This is a genomic window from Streptococcus sp. SG1 (assembly GCF_030439935.1).
In the GTDB taxonomy this organism is placed as follows: Bacteria; Bacillota; Bacilli; order Lactobacillales; family Streptococcaceae; genus Streptococcus; species Streptococcus gordonii.
The window spans coordinates 36284-58432 of sequence record NZ_JAQFJC010000002.1; the positions used below are offsets into that span (position 1 = coordinate 36284).

Below are 22149 nucleotides of genomic sequence, written 5' to 3' on the forward strand. Positions count from 1 at the left end.
ATCTTTAGGTATGTTTGGTTCAATCAATGACAAAAAGAACATGAAATTATTCTCGCTCAACTCAAATCATGCTATCGCTGAGAAGATTGCAAAAGCTGCTGGAGTACCGCTTGGGAAACTTTCATCACGTCAGTTCTCTGATGGAGAAATCCAAGTCAACATCGAAGAAAGCGTACGTGGCTTTGATGTTTTCATCATTCAATCTACAAGTTTTCCAGTAAACAACCATTTGATGGAACTGCTCATCATGGTAGATGCTTGTAATCGTGCCAGTGCTAACTCAGTTAATGTTGTAATTCCTTACTTTGGTTACGCTCGTCAAGACCGTACAGCGGCGCCTAGGGAGCCAATCACAGCAAAACTAGTAGCAAATATGTTAGTAAAAGCAGGTGTGAATCGAGTACTGACTCTTGATCTTCACGCTGTTCAAGTGCAGGGATTCTTCGACATTCCTGTTGACAATCTTTACACTGTTCCTCTTTTTGCAAAACACTATTGCGATAAAGGCTTAACAGGTGATGATGTTGTCGTTGTAAGTCCAAAGAACTCAGGTGTTAAGAGAGCTCGCAGTTTAGCAGAACATCTAGATGCTCCTATCGCTATTATTGACTATGCTCAAGACGATGCTCACCGCAATGAAGGGTATATTATTGGTGAGGTAGCTGGTAAGAAAGCGATCTTAATTGATGACATCTTGAATACTGGACGTACCTTTACTGAAGCTGCTAAAATTGTCGATCGAGAAGGAGCAACCGAAATCTATGCGGTTTCAAGCCACGGTCTCTTCGTTGACGGTGCCGCTGAAAAATTAGATGCTGTTCCGATCAAAGAAATTTTAGTAACCGATTCTGTAGACACCAAAGAAAAAACTCCAAGAAACATCCAGTATATCACAGCAAGTGAGTTGATTGCTGATGCTATTGTCCGCATCCAAGAGAGAAAACCAGTCAGTCCTCTCTTTGCATATAATAAAAAATAAGGATTGAAAATGATTTATTTTGACAATGCAGCCACGACCCCTCTGTCGTCTGTAGCTATCCAAAAGATGACTGACTTAATGGTACAGGTCTATGGAAATCCATCTAGCACTCATCAACATGGACGCGAGGCTAGTAAGATTCTCAGACAAGCCAGGGAGACTATTGCTAAGATATTGCAAACTAATGCAAAAAATATTCTGTTTACTTCTGGTGCTACTGAAAGCAATAATACCATACTAAAAGGCTATTCTCTCAAGCATCAAGATCTAGGAAAACACATTATTACGACAGCAATTGAGCATCATTCTGTTTTAGAACCCTTGCAGCATTTAGCTGAAAAATACGGATTTGAGATTTCTTTTATCCAACCAGTCGACGGAAAGATACGAGTAAAAGATATAAAGGATGCACTTCGTCCTGACACCATTCTCGTCTCTACCATGTTTGCTAATAATGAGACCGGATATCTACTACCTATTAAGGAAATTGGAGAAGTTTTAAAAGATCATCCAGCTAAATTTCATGTAGATGCGGTTCAAGCTATGGGAAAGATTCCAATCTATCCAGAAGAATTAGGAATTGATTTTTTAAGCGCTTCTGCCCATAAATTTCACGGACCTAAAGGAACTGGCTTCTTATATGCAAGAGATTTCCACTTTGATAATCTACTTCACGGTGGAAGTCAGGAAGATAAAAAAAGAGCTGGTACGGAAAACATCATTTCCATTGCTGGAATGGCTACAGCACTAGAAAATAATATTGAACATATAGCCGAAAACTTCAGTCATATTCAAGAGCTTCGATACGAACTTTTGCAAGGACTTGGTACTATCGACTATTATCTCAATGAACAGGAGCCTCATTTACCTCATGTGGTTAACATGGGATTTCCAGGTCAGGCAAACGATATCCTGCTGATGAAGTTAGATATGGCAGGAATTTCTGTCTCCACAGGATCAGCATGTACTGCTGGAGCGATTGAGCCAAGCCACGTTTTGTCAGCTTTTTATGGTGAGACTTCCCCCCGATTAAAAGAATCCTTTAGAATCAGTTTTTCTGATCAAAATACAATTCAAGAAATACACATTTTAACAAAAAAAATAAAAGAAATTTTAGGAGAAACACATGGCCTTTGAAAAGTCAGTAGCATTAAAAGATTGTTTATACAGTTATGAAGTAAATCCAAATGTTAAAAAATTTACATTAAAAGATAATACCTTTGCCGAAACAAAAGTGGGAAACTTTGAACTAACTCGCCTCTTAGAGGAAATTCCAAATAGTGGTCAAGGATTTTTATTAAAAATTATTTTCAATAAAGACTTGTCTGGTTTTAAAATTAATATCACAGATAAATCAGGTCTTCGTCTAGTTAATATTTTTAAATCAGAAGATCAAAAGATTCTCCAGCAGAAATTCTACTTTTTGATGGATAGCTTAGTTGAAAGAGAGATTTTTACAAAGACGGAACAATAATCCAACATTTATTCAAGAATTACAGAGAATATCCATGATTGAACTTAAATACTTAGATTCTTATAAGGTCGAACGAATCGTTCGTTATCTTGATTTTGATGAATTCATGTTAGCTTTTTCAGGCTGTGTCACTATCCCAGATGACTTAACGGTCCTCTCATTGACATATAAGGGGATAGAAGTTCCCTATGTAGGAAAAATAGGCAATCTTTATCGAACCATGTTACAGTTTGATTTATCGGCTTACGAAAGTAAAAAAGAAAACTAAAATCCTTAGTTTTCTTTTTTATTTTTAGTTCCTTGGATTCTTTTAAAATAGTTGATTTTTTCACAAACTTTCTATAAAATAGAAATGAAAGGACGTGATTTTGTGAAAACCGAAAAAAATTCAACTATTCCTCGTGCGACTGCAAAGCGTTTATCCCTCTACTACCGTATTTTTAAACGCTTTAATGCAGAAAAAATAGAAAAAGCCAGTTCCAAACAAATTGCTGAAGCAATTGGTATTGACTCTGCTACTGTTCGAAGAGATTTTTCTTATTTTGGTGAACTTGGACGCAGAGGTTTTGGCTACGATGTTAAGAAATTAATGAATTTTTTTGCCGATTTACTTAATGATAACTCAATCACCAATGTCATGCTTGTAGGAGTTGGTAATATGGGGCACGCTCTTCTCCACTACCGATTCCACGAAAGAAATAAGATGAAAATTGTCATGGCTTTTGATGTTGATAGTCACAAAGAAGTTGGAACAAAAACCCCTGATGGTATTCCAATTTATGGCATTTCTCAAATCAAAGAAAAAATCAAGGATGCAGACATCAAGACAGCAATTTTAACTGTTCCAAGTGTAAAAGCCCAGGAAGTAGCCAATATTCTTGTCGATGCTGGAATAAAAGGGATTATGAGTTTTTCACCTGTGCATCTTCATCTACCAAAAGAAATTGTGGTTCAGTACGTCGACTTGACAAGCGAACTTCAAACTCTCCTCTACTTTATGAAAAAAGAACATGATTAAGTACTATAGCTAATCGTCCTTAAATGAGGTCTGTTTCCTCTCGATAACTATAATAGCTATCCCCTCCCACAATTAAATGATCCAATAAAACGAAGCCCATCATTTCGCAGGCTTCTTTTATTTTCTCTGTCACCTGATCGTCGTCCCTACTTGGCCTAGTTGCGCCTGAAGGATGATTATGGACCAAGATAATTGATGTCGCCATATGCTTAATCGCATAATGAAGAATCTCTCTAGGTTCGGCTAAACTCCGAGTCAGACTTCCAATGAAAATAGTTTGTTGATGAATAATCTGATTTTGTGTGTTCAAATAAAGTGCAACCAAATGCTCTTGTTTTTTATGACTTAATTCCTGTTGCATTTTCTTAGCAAGTTTTTGACTACTCAGTATACGTTCTCCTTCAAAATTCTCCGCTTTTGAAATACGACTGCCCAACTCAATCATGGCCTGTAGTTCAATAGCCTTTACTTGTCCAATACCAGATATCCCCTGTAGTTCAGACAGAGTCATATGACGGAGTTCAGTCAAACTTGATACGGATGATAAAATTTTACTAGCTATTTGGAATACATTTTCTTTTTTATTTCCTGTACGAATGAGAATGGAAAGCAATTCCTGATTGCTTAACTGCTCTGCTCCTAGTCTTACTAATCGTTCCCGTGGTAATAATGATTCCTCTTGAAATGATATACTGTACATAAAAACCTCCTTACAATCTATTTATTCGCAAAAGAAAAAAGGAAAGCATTAAACTTATGCTTCCTTCTTTTTTATTATAAGATTTATAGTTGCATTTGATTGTATGATTTATTGAAGTAGTTCAAAATCTTCTTCGGTGTTTCTTTGTATGGAGTTTCACTTTCTAAAACACCCTTAACAATTGTACGAGAAGTTGCCGCAGCATCTTCACAGGTTACCAAAGTAACCTCTGCTGTACCATCAGCTGCATCATCAACCACATCTACCCTTTCAGGTTCCACGTTTTCAACACTAGTTATTGAATAAGTATAAACTTTATCTTTATCTGTCAGATAAATCTTCATACCAGCTTTTGCTCGATCAAGAGGGGAGAAGAGCATTTCATTGGCTCCCGTAATCCCGAAAACATGGTGGCTAGCTAAAGCATAGTTTCCTTTTCCCATTTGCTGAGTTTCTTTCATAGTACCAGCGCCATAATAAAGACCTGCATTCTCAAGTCCATTAAAAATTGGTAAATTAAGGGACAGTTCAGGAATCGCAATCCCACCGATAACAGGAAGTTGTTGTGCCTTCCATTGAGCATTTAAAACTGCTTCAGTCGATAGAGGTTCAACTTTTTCAAAATTGAAACTACCTTTACTTGCTTTATTCTTCTCAATTTCTTTCTTAGATACTTTAGAAACCTGGTACTTGTTTGTATGCCAAACCATAATCATATTTCTAATTGAAGAATTAAAAATTAGGGCAAGTGCAACTAACAGTAAGATAACCGAAAGAATATTTAATATAATATTACGTCTACTACGTTTCTTCTTGGCTCTTCGTGATCCTCTGCCCATAATTTACTCCTTCTCGTCTTGCAACTCTTCTTTATCATCTGCTTCTACAGTTGTAAAGGTAACAATCTGAGCATTCTGATCAAGACGCATAACCTTAACACCCATTGTAGAGCGACCAGTTTGTGAAATATTTGCAACACTTGTCCGAATAATCACACCAGTATTGGTTATGATCATCAGATCTTCTTGACCATTGACTGTCATTAAACCAGCTAAAGGACCATTTTTCTCTGTAATATTAGCTGTTTTAATCCCTTTACCACCACGGCCTTTTGTCGGATATTCACTAGCAAGAGTTCGCTTACCATAACCCTTCTCAGTAATAACAAGAACTTCATCGTTGTCAGACACAACACCTGCTCCAACAACCTGGTCACCGTCTCTTAGGTTAACACCACGTACACCAGTTGCAATACGACTCATGTTACGAACAGCTGTCTCATTGAAGCGAACAGAATAACCAAATTTTGTTCCGATAATAACATCAGCAGCTCCATCAGTTAGGAAAACATTAATCAGCTCGTCTTCATCCTTCAAATTCAAAGCCTTGAGTCCATTCTGACGAATATTAGCAAAATCGGCTACGCTAGTACGCTTGACTACCCCTAGACGAGTCGTAAAGAAGAGATAAGAGTCTTGGCTATGATCCTGTTCCACATTGATAATAGTTTGAATTGTTTCTCCTTCATCCAATTTCAGGAGATTCACAATTGGTAAACCTTTTGCAGTCCGGCCATATTCAGGTATCTCATATCCTTTCAGACGATAAACGCGCCCCTTATTAGTGAAGAAGAGTAGACGATCATGAGTACTAGTTGAAACAAGTTCCTTGACGAAGTCATCATCCTTGACGCCTGTCCCTTGAACACCGCGGCCACCACGTTTCTGAGCTGTAAACTCATCTTGGTTTAAACGTTTGATGTATCCTTTATTTGACAAGGTAATCAAAACATCCGCTTCTTCGATCAGATCTTCATCTTCTAGAGAGAGAACCTCTCCTACCATAAGCTCTGTACGACGTTCATCAGCAAATTTCCGCTTCACTTCATCCAATTCTTCTCTAATAATTGTAAGAACTCTTTCAGGTTTAGCTAAGATATCTGCCAAATCAGCTATTAGAGCAATCAATTCATCATATTCTGACTGAATTTTATCGCGTTCCAAACCAGTCAAACGACGCAAGCGCATATCGAGAATAGCCTGACTTTGACGTTCAGACAATTCAAACTTAGCCATTAATTCAGCCTGTGCTTCAGCATCCGTCTCGCTGTTGCGAATAATGCGAATAACTTCATCGATGTGGTCAAGAGCAATCAGCAAACCTGCTAAAATATGAGCGCGAGCCTCGGCCTTATCTTTATCAAAGGCTGTTCGACGAGTCACAACTTCTTTTTGGTGCTCGATATAAGCTAAAAGAATCTCACGAAGAGAGAGTATTTTAGGAACACCATTTTGGATAGCTAACATATTGAAGCTGAAATTGGTCTGCATTTGTGTCAATTTAAAGAGATTATTTAGAATGACATGAGCAGACGCATCCCGACGAACCTCAATGACAAAACGGACACCCTCACGATTAGACTCGTCACGGACAGCTGTTATACCATCAATACGTTTTTCTTGTACTAAGCGAACAATGTGCTCATGAACCTTAGTCTTATTAACCATATAAGGAAACTCGGTTACAACAATCCGCTCGCGACCATTTTTCATTTCTTCAATTTCAGTACGAGAACGTAAAACAATCGAGCCTTTCCCCGTTTCATAGGCACGGTGAATACCTGATTTGCCCATAACTAGGGCTCCTGTTGGAAAATCAGGCCCAGGCAAAACTTCCATAATATCACGGGTTGTTGCTTCAGGATTATCCATGACCAGCTTAACCGCATCAATAGACTCTGCTAAATTATGCGGCGGAATATTAGTCGCCATACCAACAGCAATACCAGTTGCACCATTAACCAAAAGATTTGGAAAACGGGCAGGAAGGACTATTGGTTCTCGCTCATTAGCATCATAGTTATCGATAAAGTCAACAGTATTCTTGTTGATATCACGAAGCATCTCAAGAGCAATTTTGCTCATACGTGCTTCTGTATAACGCTGAGCAGCAGCTCCATCTCCGTCCATGGAACCAAAATTTCCATGGCCATCAACAAGCATGTAGCGATAGCTCCACCATTGTGCCATCCGAACCATAGCTTCATAAATCGATGAGTCACCATGCGGATGGTATTTACCCATAACATCACCTGTAATACGGGCTGATTTTTTATGTGGTTTATCAGGAGTAACTCCCAGCTCATTCATTCCATAAAGAATCCGACGATGAACCGGTTTTAATCCATCACGAACATCTGGAAGTGCACGAGAAACGATAACACTCATAGCATAGTCAATGAAACTTGTCTTCATTTCACTCGTTAGATTGACATTTACTAAATTCTTATCTTGCATTAAAAAAATGCCTCTTTTCACTTTATATAACTGTACTATTATATCATATTTTAAACATTTTTTCAGTAAATAGCCTTGATCCTAAAAACGTTTACATCTTTTAAAGATGACCATCTGCCGTGACAAAGCATGTTAAAAGTGATAGAATAGACTTGTTTGGGACAAACCCGTAAAAAAATAAAAGGAGATTTTAGAGATGACTCTTGAAAAACAACATAAAAAAGTAATCCTTATCGGTGATGGTGCCGTAGGTTCTTCATACGCATTTGCTCTTGTTAACCAAGGAATTGCACAAGAACTCGGTATTATTGAAATTCCACAATTATTTGAAAAAGCAGTTGGTGACGCAGAGGACCTTAGTCATGCGCTTGCATTTACTTCACCTAAGAAAATTTATGCAGCAAAATACGAAGACTGCGCGGATGCTGACCTTGTTGTTATCACAGCTGGTGCTCCCCAAAAACCAGGCGAAACTCGTCTTGATCTTGTTGGTAAAAACCTTGCTATCAACAAATCTATCGTTGAGCAAGTTGTTGCTTCTGGTTTCGATGGTATCTTCCTCGTAGCTGCTAACCCAGTTGATGTCTTAACTTACTCTACTTGGAAGTTCTCTGGCTTCCCTAAAGAACGTGTCATTGGTTCTGGTACATCACTTGACTCAGCTCGTTTCCGTCAAGCTTTGGCAGCTAAAATCGGTGTTGATGCTCGTTCAGTCCATGCCTACATCATGGGTGAACATGGTGACTCAGAGTTCGCTGTTTGGTCACACGCTAACGTAGCTGGTGTAAAACTAGAACAATGGTTACAAGCTAACCGTGACTTGAACGAAGCGGATCTTGTAGACCTCTTCATTTCAGTCCGTGACGCCGCTTACTCAATCATCAATAAAAAAGGTGCTACATACTACGGTATCGCAGTTGCCCTTGCTCGTATTACTAAAGCTATCCTTGATGATGAAAATGCCGTTCTACCACTTTCTGTCTTCCAAGAAGGCCAATATGGAGTTGAAAACGTCTTTATCGGTCAACCGGCAATCGTTGGTGCTCACGGTATCGTACGTCCAGTAAATATCCCATTGAACGATGCTGAAACTCAAAAAATGCAAGCTTCTGCTAAAGAGTTACAAGCAATCATTGATGAAGCATGGAAAAATCCAGAATTCCAAGCAGCTTCTAAAAACTAAGAAAAAAACATCTCCTTGTTAAAAGGGGATGTTTTTTTTTGCTTTATACAGATTTGTCAGCAAAAATATCTATCAAATAAGGTACGATGAGCTCGCTCTCTAGGTCTTTCAAAGAAGAAATCCAGACAAAGTCTGTGTGCTCTTCTGGATCTAATATAATATCACGCTCTTCCAAAAATTCTACCCGCATAAACTAAGCGTGTGAAAACAGTATCTTTGCTAGCATCAAACTGACTATCTTCATGGATAATCTTATCAATCCGAAGGTTTTGATTAACCTCCTCCATAGTCTCACGTAGAGCGGCCTCTCTAGGCAGTTCATTCTCTTCTACACTTCCGACTGGAATATCCCAATAAGATGGATAGACATTAGGGAGGCCTCGCTTTATTTTCGAGCGTTTGATAAGCAAATACTTCCCGTCTTTCTCGATCAAGCTATGGGCAATTAATTTTACTGTCATTGCATGTTCCTCCAAGAAAGAAAAAAGACTCCGAAGAGTCCAATTTTAAGTCATCCACCCTGAGAGAATCGAACTCCCATCTCAAGAACCGGAATCTTACGTGATATCCATTACACTAAGGGTGGCAACTCATTTATTATAACTAATTTTCACTAAAAATACAAGTCAAAAAAGAAAAAGAAGTTGAGAAAACTCAACTTCTAAATTATCTTATAATTCGATATCACCAAACAAGTCAGCCATTGAGAATCCAGTTTGAGTTTCTGGAAGTTCAAAGTCACGTTTTTCTTGACGTTTAGGACGACGTGGACGTGATTGGCGTTTTTCTTCTTTTTCTTGTCCTTCTTCTTGCGCAGGGCGTTCTTCAAGAGCTTTAATAGAAAGTGATACACGCTCATTAGCTGGGTTAACTTCAAGAACTTTAACAGTTACTTCTTGGCCAACTGACAAGACATCTTTTGGATTTTCAACACGTTTGTGAGAAATTTGTGAGATGTGAACCAAACCATCAATACCTGGCAATACTTCAACAAAAGCACCAAAGTCTGTCAAGCGTTTAACAGTACCTTCAATTACATCACCAGCAGCAAGTTTTTGTTCAACACCATCCCATGGTCCAGGTGTTGTAGCTTTAAGTGAAAGTGATACACGACCTTCTTCTTCGTTTAAGTCAAGGACTTTCACTTCAATTTCTTCACCAACTGTTACAACAGATTTAGGTGATACGTTACGCTCATGTGATAACTCAGTTAAGTGAACCAAACCATCAACACCACCAAGATCAATGAAAGCACCAAAGCTAGTGATACGAGCAACTTTACCAGTTACAACATCACCAACATTTAATTTACCAAATACTTCGGCACGAGCTGCAGCAGCTTCAGCTTCAACAACTTCACGACGTGAAAGGATGAAGCGGTTTTCTTTTGGATCAACTTCTTTAATCTTAGCATCAAATTCTTGACCTACAAAGCGTTCAGTATTACGTACAAAACGAGTGTCAAGCATTGAAGCTGGAATAAAACCACGAAGTCCTTCAAACTCAACAGAAAGTCCACCCTTAACTGCACGAGTTCCTTTAACAGTAACAACTTCTTCTTCACGACCAACTAATTTGTCCCATGCTTTGCGAGCTTCTAAACGTTTTTTAGATACTAGGTAAGTAACTGTATCTGTATCTTTACCCACTACTTGACGAAGAACGAGCAATTCAAGTGTTTCGCCTGTTTTTACAAGGTCGTTAATGTCAGCATCACGATCATTAGTCAACTCACGAAGAGTTAACACTCCTTCAACACCAGTGCCAGAAATTGCAACATTAGCTTGGTTTGCATCAACTGTCAATACTTCAGCAGTAACAACATCACCTGGCTCGACTTGGCTAACACTGTTTAGCAAATCTTCAAATTCATTCATCTAAAAAATCCTCCAACAATCAAGTTTTCACTTGACATCCATTTTATTTTCCTAAGCGCCCGCAACGACATGTTGATTTATCTTTACCGTTTTTATACCATTTATAAAGAAATAAAATACCCTAAGATATTTTATCCCCCTCGTCTGATATATCACCTAAGAACTGGGGTAGCTGGATTCGAACCAACGCATGAGGGAGTCAAAGTCCCTTGCCTTACCGCTTGGCTATACCCCAAAAAAGAGCGCTGACAATAGTCACTTTATCATCGTCAAAATGAACGCTAATGGAGAGAGAGGGATTCGAACCCCCGAACCCGAAGGAGCGGATTTACAGTCCGCCGCGTTTAGCCTCTTCGCTATCTCTCCGTATACAATCAACGTCAACTATTATAACACGAAAAAAATGGAAAATCAACACCTTATTTGCCTAAATTATAGGTTTCTATTAAATTTTCTACAGCCTTTTCAAGTTTTTTATAGAAAGCATCTGCATTGCCGTTTTTAATTATAGCATACTGACCATCTAATTCTGCAATCTCACCAATTACTTTTTTACCAATAACGAGCGAATAGCCATCAAATAAATCTGCTCCTACTTTGACCTTACTATCATTAATTTGAATTTCAATCTTTTTATCTTTTTTGCTCATTTCTTACCTCTTTCAAAATACTATTTTACACAAAAAGCAAAAACCTGGCAAGTGATTTCTTGTAATTAAGAAGAAAAGAGCCTTTTGGGCTCTTCCTATCAATCAACTTTGTAGATCCAACCTTCTGGCGCTTCAACATCACCAAATTGGATACCAGTTAATTCATCATACAACTTGCGGGTAACTGGACCGACTTCTGTCTCGCTATAGAATACATGGAAATCATCACCATGTTGGATACCTCCGATTGGTGAGATAACTGCCGCTGTACCACAAGCTCCGGCTTCAACAAAGCGATCCAAATCATTAATCGGAACATCGCCTTCAATCGGAGTCAAGCCCAAGCGGTGCTCTGCCAAGTAAAGCAAGGAATATTTGGTAATGGACGGTAGAATGGATGGACTCAGCGGTGTTACAAATTCATTATTTGCTGTAATTCCAAAGAAGTTCGCTGATCCTACTTCTTCAATCTTAGTATGAGTTGATGGATCTAAGTAGATGACATCTGAAAAGTTATGAGACTTAGCCATCTTACCTGGTAGGAGACTGGCTGCATAGTTACCACCTACCTTAGCAGCACCTGTACCATGTGGAGCCGCTCGGTCATATTCATCTTGGATCAAGAAGTTGGTTGGAACCAAACCACCCTTGAAGTAGTTTCCAACTGGCATAGCAAAAATCGTAAAAATATACTCTTCCGCTGGTTTTACCCCGATGATATCTCCGATACCAAGCAAAAGTGGACGAAGGTAGAGAGTCCCTCCTGTTCCATATGGCGGTACATATTCCTCATTCGCACGGACGACAGCCTTACAAGCTTCCACAAACATTTCAGTTGAAACTTGTGGCATCAAGAGACGATCGCAAGTGCGTTGCAGGCGCTTAGCATTCTCATCCGGACGGAAGAGCTGGACACTGCCATCCTTGGTTCGATAAGCCTTAAGTCCTTCAAAAGCCTGCTGACCATAGTGAAGGCTTGGTGAAGACTCAGAAATATGCAGGGTCGCATCTTCTGTCAGTTTGCCTTCCTCCCACTGACCATTGCGGTAATAAGCTAAAAAGCGATAAGGCAATTTCATATATGAGAATCCTAGATTTTCCCAGTCGAGATTTACAGTCATAATCTTACTCCTCTACTTCCAAACTTCATTTTTTAGATACTCCTTATTTTACACCTTTTTAAGAAATTTTCAAGCATTATTTTCAATTTTCAGAAAATTTTGTTATTAAATTTTTGGTTTGAAAACAAATTTTAAAATTCAAAAAAACCAGCTCGTTTGAACTGGTTTGATAATTACTTAATATAAGCTAAGAAGACTTCTTCGTCTGAAATGCTATCAGATATGAAGCTGCCGTTACTAGTCCGCTCAGATAGGCTAAGATCAGCTAGATTGATCTCATAGGCAGTTCCTTTATTAGAAAGCACCTGCAAAATCTGCTCCTCGCCGGCTTCTGCTTCTGTTGTGAAGAGGTCAAAGTCCACTGCTTCGCCAAAGACTGGTCCAGCCACAAAGACACGGTGCGGCTTGGTCTTAAGCTCTCTCAGAACTTGGAGACCGCGATTTGCTCGACTAGTAACAGGAATATCAGCGACTGCCATTCGCTTGAGCGAACCACGCTGAGTCAGGATATAAAGCGAGTCTGTGTTGGCGATAAAAGCTGCCGCTAGAACATCGTCCTTCTTAAGATTGATGGCTTTAACTCCAGCTGCCTTAGCACCAATAACAGGTACTTCCTCAATATTGAAACGAAGGGCATAGCCATTTTTGGTCACGAGCATAACATCATCCAGCTTAATCGGCGCCAGAGCAATAACCTGGTCATCTTCATTTTTCAGCTTGGCAAACTTGAGCGACTTAGACTTGTAGGTCCGCCAAGGACTGAACTCCTTGCGCTCCACTCGCTTGATTTGACCTAACTTAGTCGCTGCAAAGTAAGTGCCTTCCTCAAAGCTGTCCAGTAATTCTGTATAGATAACTTCTTCCTTGGTATCAAAGTTACTGATGGTCTGGCTGAGGTGTTCTCCAATTTCTTTCCAGCGGATATCTGACAGCTCATGAACAGGCCGGTAAATAACATTTCCAAGACTTGTGAAAATTAGCAAATGCTGGGTCGTCTTGGCTGGACTGACGAAAATCAGTCGGTCATCGTCACGCTTGCCCATCTCTTCTAGGGTAGAAGCTGAGAAGGAACGTGGACTGGTCCGTTTGATATAACCAGAACGTGTCACGCTGACATAGGTTTCTTCCTCAACAATGAGACTAGCTGTATCAATCTCGATAGCGTTTGCTGTATCCTGTAGCTCACTGAGACGCGGATTGCCGAACTTCTTCTTGACATCGCGGAGCTCTCGCTTCATGAGATTATACATGGTACGCTCATCACCGATAATAGCAGCCAACATTGCAATCTTCTCGCGTAGCTCTGCTTCTTCCTCTTCCAGAACTACTACGTCTGTATTGGTCAAACGGTAGAGTTGGAGAGTGACAATAGCCTCGGCCTGCTCCTCAGTGAAATCATAGCTGACTTTCAGATTTTCCTTGGCGTCTGCTTTGTTTTCAGAAGCACGAATCAGGGCAATCACCTCGTCCAAGATGGAAATAACCCGAATCAATCCTTCCACAATATGGAGCCGTTTCTCAGCCTTGGCCTTGTCAAAGCGGCTTCGAGCTAGAATAATCTCCTTGCGGTGGGCAATATAACTGGTCAAGATTGGTACAATCCCCACCAAGCGAGGCGTGAAATTGTCAATAGCCACCATGTTGAAGTTGTAATTAACTTGCAAATCAGTGTATTTGAAAAGATAATTGAGAATCAGCTCGGTATTGGCGTCTTTCTTGAGCTCGATGGCAATGCGAAGGCCGTCTCGGTCGGACTCGTCCCGCACCTCAGCAATACCGGCCACCTTGTTATTGACCCGCACATCGTCAATCTTCTTGACCAAGACCGCTTTATTAATCTCGTAAGGAATCTCGGTGATGACGATTTGCTCTTTACCACCCTTCAGCTTTTCAATCTCAGTTCTGGAACGCACCACGACGCGACCTTTACCAGTCTCGTACGCTTTCTTAATCTCATCACGACCTTGAACAATAGCTCCTGTCGGGAAGTCTGGACCAGGCAGAAACTCCATGAGTTTGTCAACCTTGGCAGACGGATGGTCAATCATATAGATGACCGCGTCAATGACTTCGGCTAGATTATGGGGTGGAATATCAGTCGCATAACCAGCGGAAATCCCAGTTGCTCCATTGACCAAAAGGTTAGGAAAGGCTGCCGGCAGAACAGTCGGCTCCTTCTCGGTATCGTCGAAGTTCCAAGCAAAAGGAACAGTATCTTTCTCGATATCCTGCAAAAGATAGCCAGCCATCTCAGACAGCCGCGCCTCAGTATAACGCATAGCTGCCGGTGGATCACCGTCCATGGAGCCGTTGTTACCGTGCATCTCAACGAGAATCTCACGGTTTTTCCAGTCCTGAGACATGCGGACCATGGCATCGTAGATGGAGCTGTCACCGTGGGGATGGAAATTCCCCATGATGTTCCCAACTGACTTGGCTGACTTGCGGTAGCCCTTGTCAAAGGTGTTGCCGTCCTTGTTCATGGAATAAAGAATACGGCGCTGCACAGGCTTCAAGCCATCTCGAATATCCGGCAAGGCCCGCTCTTGAATAATGTATTTGGAGTAGCGACCAAAGCGCTCTCCCATAATGTCCTCAAGGGACATGTTTTGAATGTTAGACATAATAATTCTCTTTTTAGTGTTTTATTGTAAAGTAAATCTATATTTTATAAATTTAACTATTTCTTTGTAGGTAGTGAGAAAAGAAGAGCAATCCTACTAATCCTAGAATGAATAAAAGATTAATTTTAATAACAAATAAGCTAAGTAGGGTATTAATTAGGCCGTGAAAAATGGCGCAATAAAGGATCGATTTAGTCTTTTTGAAAACAGCTGCTAGAAGAATACTGAGATAAATTGCAAATAGACTGAATAATATAAAAGGCATCCTACTTTGGGAACTTCCAATCACAAACCATAAAGGTACATGCCATATTGCCCAAATACAACCTGTTATCAAACCGGAAATCCAAAAGGAGAATCTAGTTTCCAAAGTTGGTTGCAAGATGCCTCGCCATCCCAATTCTTCTTCGCCACCATAAACACAGACTGCACTCAAAAAAACAACAAACAAATTTCCTAGTGGAAAAGCCGGATTAAGCTCCTTAGATGAGAAAGCAATGACACCTGTCTGCACGAAAATTAGTAAAAGAAATAACAAAATATATTTCTTTGAGTCCCCTAAGATAAAAGAGACTATGCTTTTAATGGATTTTTGAGGCAAACAAGAAATGGCTGCAATCGTTGGACCGAAACCTCCTAGTAAATGGAGAAAAACTCCTAGTGGACTTGGTAGACTTAAGAGGCTCATTTGCGTCAGAAAAGCGAGCAATCCCCAACCAAATCCCCAAGAAATGAGAAAACTAATCAGTAAAAATTTTGTTATCTTATTATTTTGTAAATGTTTCATTTGTTTCGAGTCTCTCCTTAGCATACTCAATCATCTTCTCGGCGGTTTCTTTGTCATAGTGGAAGCCGGTTTTGAGAGAGAAAGCTTGGGCTTCTTTGTGGAAAAAGTCCATGGTAGCAAAGAGAGACTTGGTAATTTTTTTCTGGTCAGAAAAGTCAAGCAAGGCTGTAAATTCCTTCTCTTTCTCAGCAGGCAAATACTGAAAGAGGTACTTGTAGTTCTTGCCAACATCGACAGTTCCTTTATCCGCTGCTACTTGCCAAGCTAAAAGCTTGAGCAATTCTTGCTGGCAGATTCCATACAGATGATCCGTCGCATAGACAAGGTGGTTCCGATGAATGCCCTTGACTACATAAGCTGACACCCACCAGAACTCATTGCAGGATTTGTCAAAGTCAGTCGCACTGGCTGGTGCCGTCCAATAGCGCTTGGGTGTCGGTGCGTAAGGAGCAAACAGTCCCTGCGGGTCATCCAGCACCGTGAAATCCGCTTCGCTATCCACCCACTCTTTGATATGCTCCTTGGGGCAAAGAGTCAAATCTATCCGATTGCCATCTTCAAAGAGCATGAGATAGAGGCGACGATGGTCTAGTAGAACATGCTGCTCAATCACGCGCTCGCCAAACCTTTCCAACCAAGCAAGGTCGGCCACCAGAGCATGCAAATCCTCCACAATGTAGACCACATCATAGTCTTGGAACTCATCCTTGGTAGCATTTGGGTTTGACCGCGAACCAGACATAGCGACAGCGTAGACCTGTAGCGCTTTTGCAGTTTGCAAAATCACATCAAACATCTCGGTTTCAGTTTTCATGGGAATACCTATCTTTACATTGGAGCTTCTTTATATAGCAATCAAAGTTGGCAAAGCAGATTCCTGCATGTCTCGAAAGATTTGACCGACCATTTCTAAAATAGTCGTTTAGCCAATACTCTAATCAGCTACAAATAGTACTACTTATCCTTTTTAAATTTAAAACTTTCTCCATTAGTTGCAGAAATGCCATCAGATGTAAAAGGTTGATATTCAATAGTATTTTCATCAACTTTTTTTATCTGATGACGATTACCATTAGCATCAACAATGCTGAATTGATCCCCTTTTTTATCTTTTACTTCGCCTTTTTCAGCAATTTTTTCCTTACCATTTAAAATGGTCCATTTACCCTGCTTTTCTTCAAAAACATACGTTTTTTTGTTTTTTTCACCCTTCCAAGTACCATTAAGCCAAGCTTCCTGTGAAGAGCAAGCAGCTAGGATAAATACTGAAAATACAAGCAATGCAAGTGTATAGATTTTTTTCATAATAAAACTCCTAAATATAGTAATTATTTATAATGATTAGTTAAATAAATTTTAAAAAGCTGTTGCTTCCTCTAGCGTAAACTTAACATTATCCTCAATCCACTTGCGGCGTGGTTCGACCTTGTCTCCCATGAGGACATTGACACGGCGTTCGGCGCGAGCAAGGTCTTCGATGGTGACACGGATGAGAGTGCGAGTTTCAGGGTTCATAGTGGTCTCCCAGAGTTGATCGGCATTCATTTCACCTAACCCCTTGTAGCGTTGAAGCATAGCTCCTTTGCCAAACTTGCGACGCAGGTCTTCCAGCTCGCCATCAGTCCAGGCATACTCAACAACCTCACTCTTTCCCTTGCCCTTGGACATTTTGTAAAGAGGAGGAAGGGCGATATAGACACGGCCAGCTTCAACCAGCGGACGCATATAGCGATAGAAAAAGGTTAGCAACAAGGTTTGAATATGGGCACCGTCAGTATCCGCATCGGTCATGATGATGATCTTGTCATAGTTGGCATCCTCAAGGGTAAAGTCTGAACCAACACCAGCTCCGATTGTGTAGATCATGGTATTGATTTCTTCGTTCTTAAGAATGTCAGCCATTTTAGCCTTAGCAGTATTGATAACCTTACCGCGCAGTGGCAGGATGGCTTGGAACTTACGGTCACGTCCTTGCTTGGCAGAGCCACCGGCAGAGTCACCCTCTACCAGATAGAGTTCATTCTTAGCTGGATTCTTAGATTGGGCCGGAGTTAGCTTACCAGAGAGTAAGCCCTTGTCTTTCTTATTTTTCTTGCCATTACGGCTTTCGTCACGCGCCTTGCGGGCCGCTTCTCTCGCATCTCTAGCCTTGATAGCCTTGCGGATGAGGTTTGATGCCAACTCACCGTTTTCCAAGAGGAAGAAAGTCAGCTTGTCAGAGACAATGGAGTCCACAGCAGGACGAGCCAAGGGACTACCTAACTTGTCCTTGGTCTGGCCTTCAAACTGTAAATGCTCCTCAGGAACTAAGATTGATAAGACGGCAGATAGACCCTCGCGGTAGTCTGAACCTTCCAGATTCTTATCCTTTTCCTTGAGCAGACCCGTCTTTCTGGCATAGTCGTTCATAGCCTTGGTAATAGCGGTCTTGAGCCCCGTCTCATGAGTACCACCGTCCTTGGTGCGGACATTATTAACAAAGGATAAGATATTATCTGAATAACCGTCATTATACTGGAGAGCCACTTGAACTTGGAAACCACTTTCCTCTCCTTCAAAATAGAGAACTGGAGTCAATGTTTCCTTATCTTCATTGAGGTAGCTGACAAAGTCTTCAACACCATTCTCATAATGGAACTCTACTTTTTCGCCAGTCCGCTCATCGGTCAAAGACAAGCGAACATTCTTAAGAAGGAAAGCAGATTCCTTAAGCCGCTCGGCAATAGTGTTGTACTTGAAGTCTGTCGTTGAAAAAATCGTATCGTCCGGCATAAAGGTCACTTTGGTTCCAGACTTGGACTTAGGTGCAGTACCGATTTTCTTGAGTGTGGTAACTGGTTTTCCGCCATTTTCAAAGCGCTGCTTGTAGACTGTACCGTCACGAGTAATTTCTACTTCTAACCAGCTAGATAGGGCATTAACGACCGAAGAACCAACCCCGTGGAGTCCTCCCGAAGTTTTATAACCACCTTGACCAAACTTACCACCAGCATGTAATACTGTAAAAATGACCTCAACAGTAGGAATTCCCATAGCGTGCATACCAACTGGCATCCCGCGTCCATGGTCAGATACTGTTAAGCTCCCATCTTTATTGATAGTCACATCGATGCGATCACCAAATCCAGATAAGGCTTCATCGACTGCATTGTCCACGATTTCCCAGACTAGATGATGGAGACCTACTCCGTCGGTCGATCCAATATACATCCCCGGACGTTTACGGACCGCATCCAACCCTTCTAGCACCTGAATGGCATCATCATTGTAGTTATTAATATTGATTTCCTTTTTTGACACAAGGAACCTCCTGCATTATTCATCCTTACTATCTTACAAGTTTTTATAAAATTTTGCAAAAGTTTTTGTCACAAAAGCCTTGAAATAAACATTTTTATCGGATTAGACAAATAATTTACTAGATTGTTAAATACAAAGCAAAATTCGTGATATAATAAATTTATGATAAATACAATTTTGGGCCTAATTTTGGCATATTTACTGGGTTCAATTCCAACTGGTTTATGGATTGGACAGATTTTCTTTAAAAAGAATTTACGAGAATACGGTAGTGGAAATACCGGCACAACTAATACTTTCCGTATTTTAGGAAAGACAGCTGGAACTGTTACTTTTGCAATCGACTTTCTAAAAGGAACTCTTGCAACCCTACTTCCACTTTTTCTCCATATCAATGGTATATCACCCATGATTTTTGGTCTAATAGCTGTTCTTGGCCACACCTTCCCAATTTTTGCTGAATTTAAGGGAGGCAAGGCTGTTGCTACAAGTGCAGGTGTTGTTCTTGGATTTTCTCCCCTCTTCTTTTCCTATCTGATTATTATTTTTATTGTAACGCTTTACTTGGGAAGTATGATTTCTTTGGCTAGCATTGTTGTAGCTGGCTTTGCGATTATTTCCGTTCTTATATTTCCTTTATTAGGAATTATCCTTCCTAATTACGATCTTCTTTTTACTCTAATCATTATTCTTCTAGCATCAATTATTCTGATTCGACATAGAGATAACATGGAAAGAATTAAAAATAAATCAGAGAATCTTATCCCTTGGGGAATCAATATCACTAAACAAGTACCAAAAAAATAAGCCCTAGGGCTTATTTTTTAGTCTTCTTGACTTTTCTTGAAACCAAAGATTCCCAAGAAAGCAGTAAACAAGGTTACAATCAGTAAAGCTGGTGACTCTTTTGTTCCTGTTTCAGGAAGTCTAGCCTTAGATGATGTAAATGTTTTAGCAACATTAACTGTCAAAGGCTTACTGTTTGTAACAACTTCTTCCTTCTTCTCTTCTTTTGCAGGGTCTACTGTGCCTGCTGGTTTAGGAGACGGTTGAACTACATTGCCATTTGAAGAGTAATTTGGAAGAGGTTGATAGTTTTGGCCACTTTGATTCTGATTAGACTGGCCATTTGGAACATCTGTTCTGCCAGGATAAGATTTTGGATCAGATGGATCAGTTCCATTTTTGATTTCTTCAATATCAGAAACTCCATCTCCATCGCTATCTTTTTTAGAAGAAATAGAAATCGTACGGGAATTTGGATTTATAACCGAATATGCACTTAAATCTGCTTTAGCTAGATAGTCAGCAAAAGCAACGTCCATAGAAGGGCCTTCTTCTCGCGCACCACCCAACATGGTGTAGCCATCACCACCTGCTGCTAAGAAATCATTTGTTGTCAAATAGTATTCTTTAGCAGGGTCTAAGTTTTCATACTTACCGGTTTCTGGGTTTTTAATTTCAATATGCAAAATACGTTTTTCAGCAGGCAAGGTTGTATCGTAATAAACCTTAGCACCTGAAACCTGTAGGAAGCCTCCACTTGGTTCAAGAAGGGGTTGCCCATTTTCATCTAAAACAGGCTGGCCATTTTTTTCTTGTAAGATAGATCCAAGAGATTTAGCAAACATATCAGCAATGTTTTGACCTGTTACTTTGATTTGAGAAATGGTGTTTCCGAAAGGAAGAACCGCGATCACATCGCCTTTTGTAATTGGCTTATCTTTGGCAATCGTTTCACGCAAACCACCACCGTTTGTCACAGCAAGATCTGTTTTATGGCTAAATCCAGTTTGGCCGTATTCGTAAAGGGCGTCCGCCACCACATTACCAAGATTGGTCTCGCGAACCCGGACATTTTCACGCTGGCCGTTTAGCTCAACTGGACTGTTATCACGGACCACTTTAGCATTTTCAGCATCATAAGCTTCCTTAATTTTCTTGACCATAGCTGCTATTTTAGCATTTGGTACAACATCTTTAGTAGAAGCTGCAGAGATTTGTTGTGGATTTCCCAATAATTGATTAGCCTTATAAGTAATTTTACCAATGTTATTCAAATAACTTCCCGTTTGGTTATAAGTAACATTGTCTCCATAGGTTGTAGATTGAACTGTATGAGAGTGACCGTCAATAACCGTTACACGTTTGCCTTTGAGCTTTGGATTATTTGAAAGAGCTTCAGCTAAAGTAGATCCACGCCACTCTACTGGAGTAGTCGTATCAACACCTAAGTGAGCCAAAACCACATAATTCTTGTATATTTTCCCCTCGGCAGCAGCGCGAGCTTCTACTTCATCAATAACTGAATTAACTTCTGAAATTGGATCTTTAAAAGTTACGCCTTGAACATTCTTGGGATGAGTCTTGGTTGCAGTTTCTGGTGTTGTCACACCGATTACCACAAACTCATCACCTACAACATTCTTATCTTTATCTACGATAGTTGATGCTTCAAATAAGCGGGCACCATTTACATAGGTGTTAGAGCTTAAAAGAGGAAAATTAAGAATTTCTTTATATTTCTTAGCTTCATCTAGACCAAAGTCAAACTCATGGTTCCCAACGGCCATCGCATCGTAGCCCATCTCATTAAGTAGTTTAGCACGCTCCTCACCTTTGGAACTATTTGAAATTGGCAAACCTTGGAAAGCATCTCCCGCATCAACTACAAGAGTTGAAGGATTGTTTTTTCGTTCCTCTTCAATAACGGCTGCTAATTTAGCGTCTCCAATAACTCCTTTTTCTTCAACAATACGGCCGTGAACGTCATTTGTATGGATAATATTTGCTTCAGGCAAATCACTTTGTTGTCCGGAAGCGCTTTCTTCACCCTGCGCACTTGTATCAATAGCTCCATCTGGGACATTCCCTTCTTGAGCTGAAGTTGCTGCTGCAACTTCTTGACTAGGTTCAGAAGCTACTTGTTCATCTGCATATGCCTGATGAGCTAGAAATGCTGGAGCAAGCAATAAAAGCGGTAAAAGAATTTTTTTCTTTTGCATAAACCGTCCTCTTTTTCTTTTTTATTAGTTTTATTATATCGAAAAAGAGAGTAAAAGTGAATTATTTTCTGTGATTTACCTATTTTTGTTCGTATCTAAACAAAAAAATCTGAGATCCTATTTATCTCAGATTTC

At 40.2% G+C, this 22149-nt stretch carries 19 protein-coding genes, 3 tRNA genes and 1 pseudogene; 7 read left to right on the top strand and 16 right to left on the bottom strand.

Features of this window, described 5'->3' with window-relative positions; all coding sequences use genetic code 11:
- Positions 1-22: 22 nt before the first annotated feature.
- The 5 genes from PCY06_RS01660 (at position 23) to PCY06_RS01680 (ending at position 3471) form a co-directional block, all read left to right on the top strand.
- Positions 23-979, top strand: coding sequence for a ribose-phosphate diphosphokinase (locus PCY06_RS01660; RefSeq protein ID WP_105165167.1), 957 nt, complete (start codon positions 23-25; stop codon positions 977-979).
- Positions 980-988: 9 nt separating this feature from the next.
- A complete protein-coding gene (locus PCY06_RS01665; RefSeq protein WP_082307616.1) occupies positions 989-2116 on the top strand; it encodes a cysteine desulfurase family protein in 1128 nt (375 codons plus the stop codon).
- On the top strand, positions 2106-2453 hold the full coding sequence (locus PCY06_RS01670) for a DUF1831 domain-containing protein (RefSeq protein WP_045503199.1): 348 nt from the start codon (positions 2106-2108) through the stop codon (positions 2451-2453). The genes PCY06_RS01665 and PCY06_RS01670 overlap by 11 nt, the downstream gene beginning before the upstream one ends.
- A gap of 34 nt (positions 2454-2487) precedes the next feature.
- On the top strand, positions 2488-2721 hold the full coding sequence (locus PCY06_RS01675) for a DUF4649 family protein (RefSeq protein ID WP_060553542.1): 234 nt from the start codon (positions 2488-2490) through the stop codon (positions 2719-2721).
- Between the two features lie 84 nt (positions 2722-2805).
- Positions 2806-3471 (top strand): redox-sensing transcriptional repressor Rex, encoded by a 666-nt coding sequence (locus tag PCY06_RS01680; RefSeq protein ID WP_041789693.1) that lies wholly within the window; start codon positions 2806-2808, stop codon positions 3469-3471.
- Positions 3472-3490: 19 nt separating this feature from the next.
- Here PCY06_RS01680 and radC read toward each other — a convergent pair whose 3' ends face one another.
- The 3 genes from radC to gyrA form a co-directional block, all read right to left on the bottom strand.
- Positions 3491-4171, bottom strand: coding sequence for a DNA repair protein RadC (radC, locus tag PCY06_RS01685; RefSeq protein WP_045503208.1), 681 nt, complete (start codon positions 4169-4171; stop codon positions 3491-3493).
- Positions 4172-4254: 83 nt separating this feature from the next.
- The gene (locus PCY06_RS01690) at positions 4255-5010 is read right to left on the bottom strand and encodes a class A sortase (protein ID WP_060970992.1); all 756 of its coding nucleotides are present in this window, start codon (positions 5008-5010) and stop codon (positions 4255-4257) included.
- Positions 5011-5013: 3 nt separating this feature from the next.
- A complete protein-coding gene (gene gyrA, locus PCY06_RS01695) occupies positions 5014-7467 on the bottom strand; it encodes a DNA gyrase subunit A (protein ID WP_012000631.1) in 2454 nt (817 codons plus the stop codon).
- Between the two features lie 196 nt (positions 7468-7663).
- On the opposite strand from gyrA, the gene PCY06_RS01700 reads away from it, so the two are divergent.
- Complete coding sequence (locus tag PCY06_RS01700; protein ID WP_008809179.1) at positions 7664-8650, top strand: L-lactate dehydrogenase; 987 nt, start codon at positions 7664-7666, stop codon at positions 8648-8650.
- Between the two features lie 43 nt (positions 8651-8693).
- Here the strand turns inward: PCY06_RS01700 and PCY06_RS01705 are convergent.
- The 12 genes and pseudogenes from PCY06_RS01705 to parE form a co-directional block, all read right to left on the bottom strand.
- Positions 8694-9111, bottom strand: a pseudogene (locus PCY06_RS01705) (NUDIX hydrolase).
- Positions 9112-9164: 53 nt separating this feature from the next.
- A tRNA-Arg gene (locus PCY06_RS01710) sits at positions 9165-9236 on the bottom strand.
- 85 nt (positions 9237-9321) lie between these two features.
- Positions 9322-10527 carry a 30S ribosomal protein S1 gene (rpsA, locus tag PCY06_RS01715; RefSeq protein WP_008809181.1) on the bottom strand — a complete coding sequence of 402 codons (1206 nt, stop codon included), beginning with the start codon at positions 10525-10527 and terminating at the stop codon, positions 9322-9324.
- 163 nt (positions 10528-10690) lie between these two features.
- Positions 10691-10762 (bottom strand) — tRNA-Gln (locus PCY06_RS01720).
- A gap of 50 nt (positions 10763-10812) precedes the next feature.
- Positions 10813-10893, bottom strand: a tRNA-Tyr gene (locus PCY06_RS01725).
- A gap of 53 nt (positions 10894-10946) precedes the next feature.
- Positions 10947-11177 carry a DUF2969 domain-containing protein gene (locus PCY06_RS01730; protein ID WP_008809182.1) on the bottom strand — a complete coding sequence of 77 codons (231 nt, stop codon included), beginning with the start codon at positions 11175-11177 and terminating at the stop codon, positions 10947-10949.
- Between the two features lie 98 nt (positions 11178-11275).
- Positions 11276-12298 (bottom strand): branched-chain amino acid aminotransferase, encoded by a 1023-nt coding sequence (locus PCY06_RS01735; RefSeq protein ID WP_012000634.1) that lies wholly within the window; start codon positions 12296-12298, stop codon positions 11276-11278.
- Positions 12299-12471: 173 nt separating this feature from the next.
- Positions 12472-14922 carry a DNA topoisomerase IV subunit A gene (gene parC, locus PCY06_RS01740; RefSeq protein ID WP_012000635.1) on the bottom strand — a complete coding sequence of 817 codons (2451 nt, stop codon included), beginning with the start codon at positions 14920-14922 and terminating at the stop codon, positions 12472-12474.
- 52 nt (positions 14923-14974) lie between these two features.
- Entirely contained in the window at positions 14975-15709 is a 735-nt protein-coding gene (locus PCY06_RS01745; protein WP_012000636.1) for a CPBP family intramembrane glutamic endopeptidase, read from the bottom strand.
- Complete coding sequence (locus PCY06_RS01750; RefSeq protein ID WP_012000637.1) at positions 15690-16523, bottom strand: aminoglycoside 6-adenylyltransferase; 834 nt, start codon at positions 16521-16523, stop codon at positions 15690-15692. The genes PCY06_RS01745 and PCY06_RS01750 overlap by 20 nt, the downstream gene beginning before the upstream one ends.
- A gap of 140 nt (positions 16524-16663) precedes the next feature.
- Positions 16664-17014, bottom strand: coding sequence for a hypothetical protein (locus tag PCY06_RS01755; protein WP_012000638.1), 351 nt, complete (start codon positions 17012-17014; stop codon positions 16664-16666).
- Between the two features lie 51 nt (positions 17015-17065).
- A complete protein-coding gene (gene parE / locus PCY06_RS01760; protein WP_082307615.1) occupies positions 17066-19009 on the bottom strand; it encodes a DNA topoisomerase IV subunit B in 1944 nt (647 codons plus the stop codon).
- Between the two features lie 162 nt (positions 19010-19171).
- Between parE and plsY the strand changes: the two genes are divergently transcribed.
- Entirely contained in the window at positions 19172-19816 is a 645-nt protein-coding gene (gene plsY / locus PCY06_RS01765; RefSeq protein ID WP_046165506.1) for a glycerol-3-phosphate 1-O-acyltransferase PlsY, read from the top strand.
- Positions 19817-19833: 17 nt separating this feature from the next.
- Here plsY and nt5e read toward each other — a convergent pair whose 3' ends face one another.
- Positions 19834-22014: a cell surface ecto-5'-nucleotidase Nt5e gene (gene nt5e / locus PCY06_RS01770; protein WP_082307614.1), complete on the bottom strand. Its 2181-nt coding sequence runs from the start codon at positions 22012-22014 to the stop codon at positions 19834-19836.
- Positions 22015-22149: the final 135 nt, after the last annotated feature.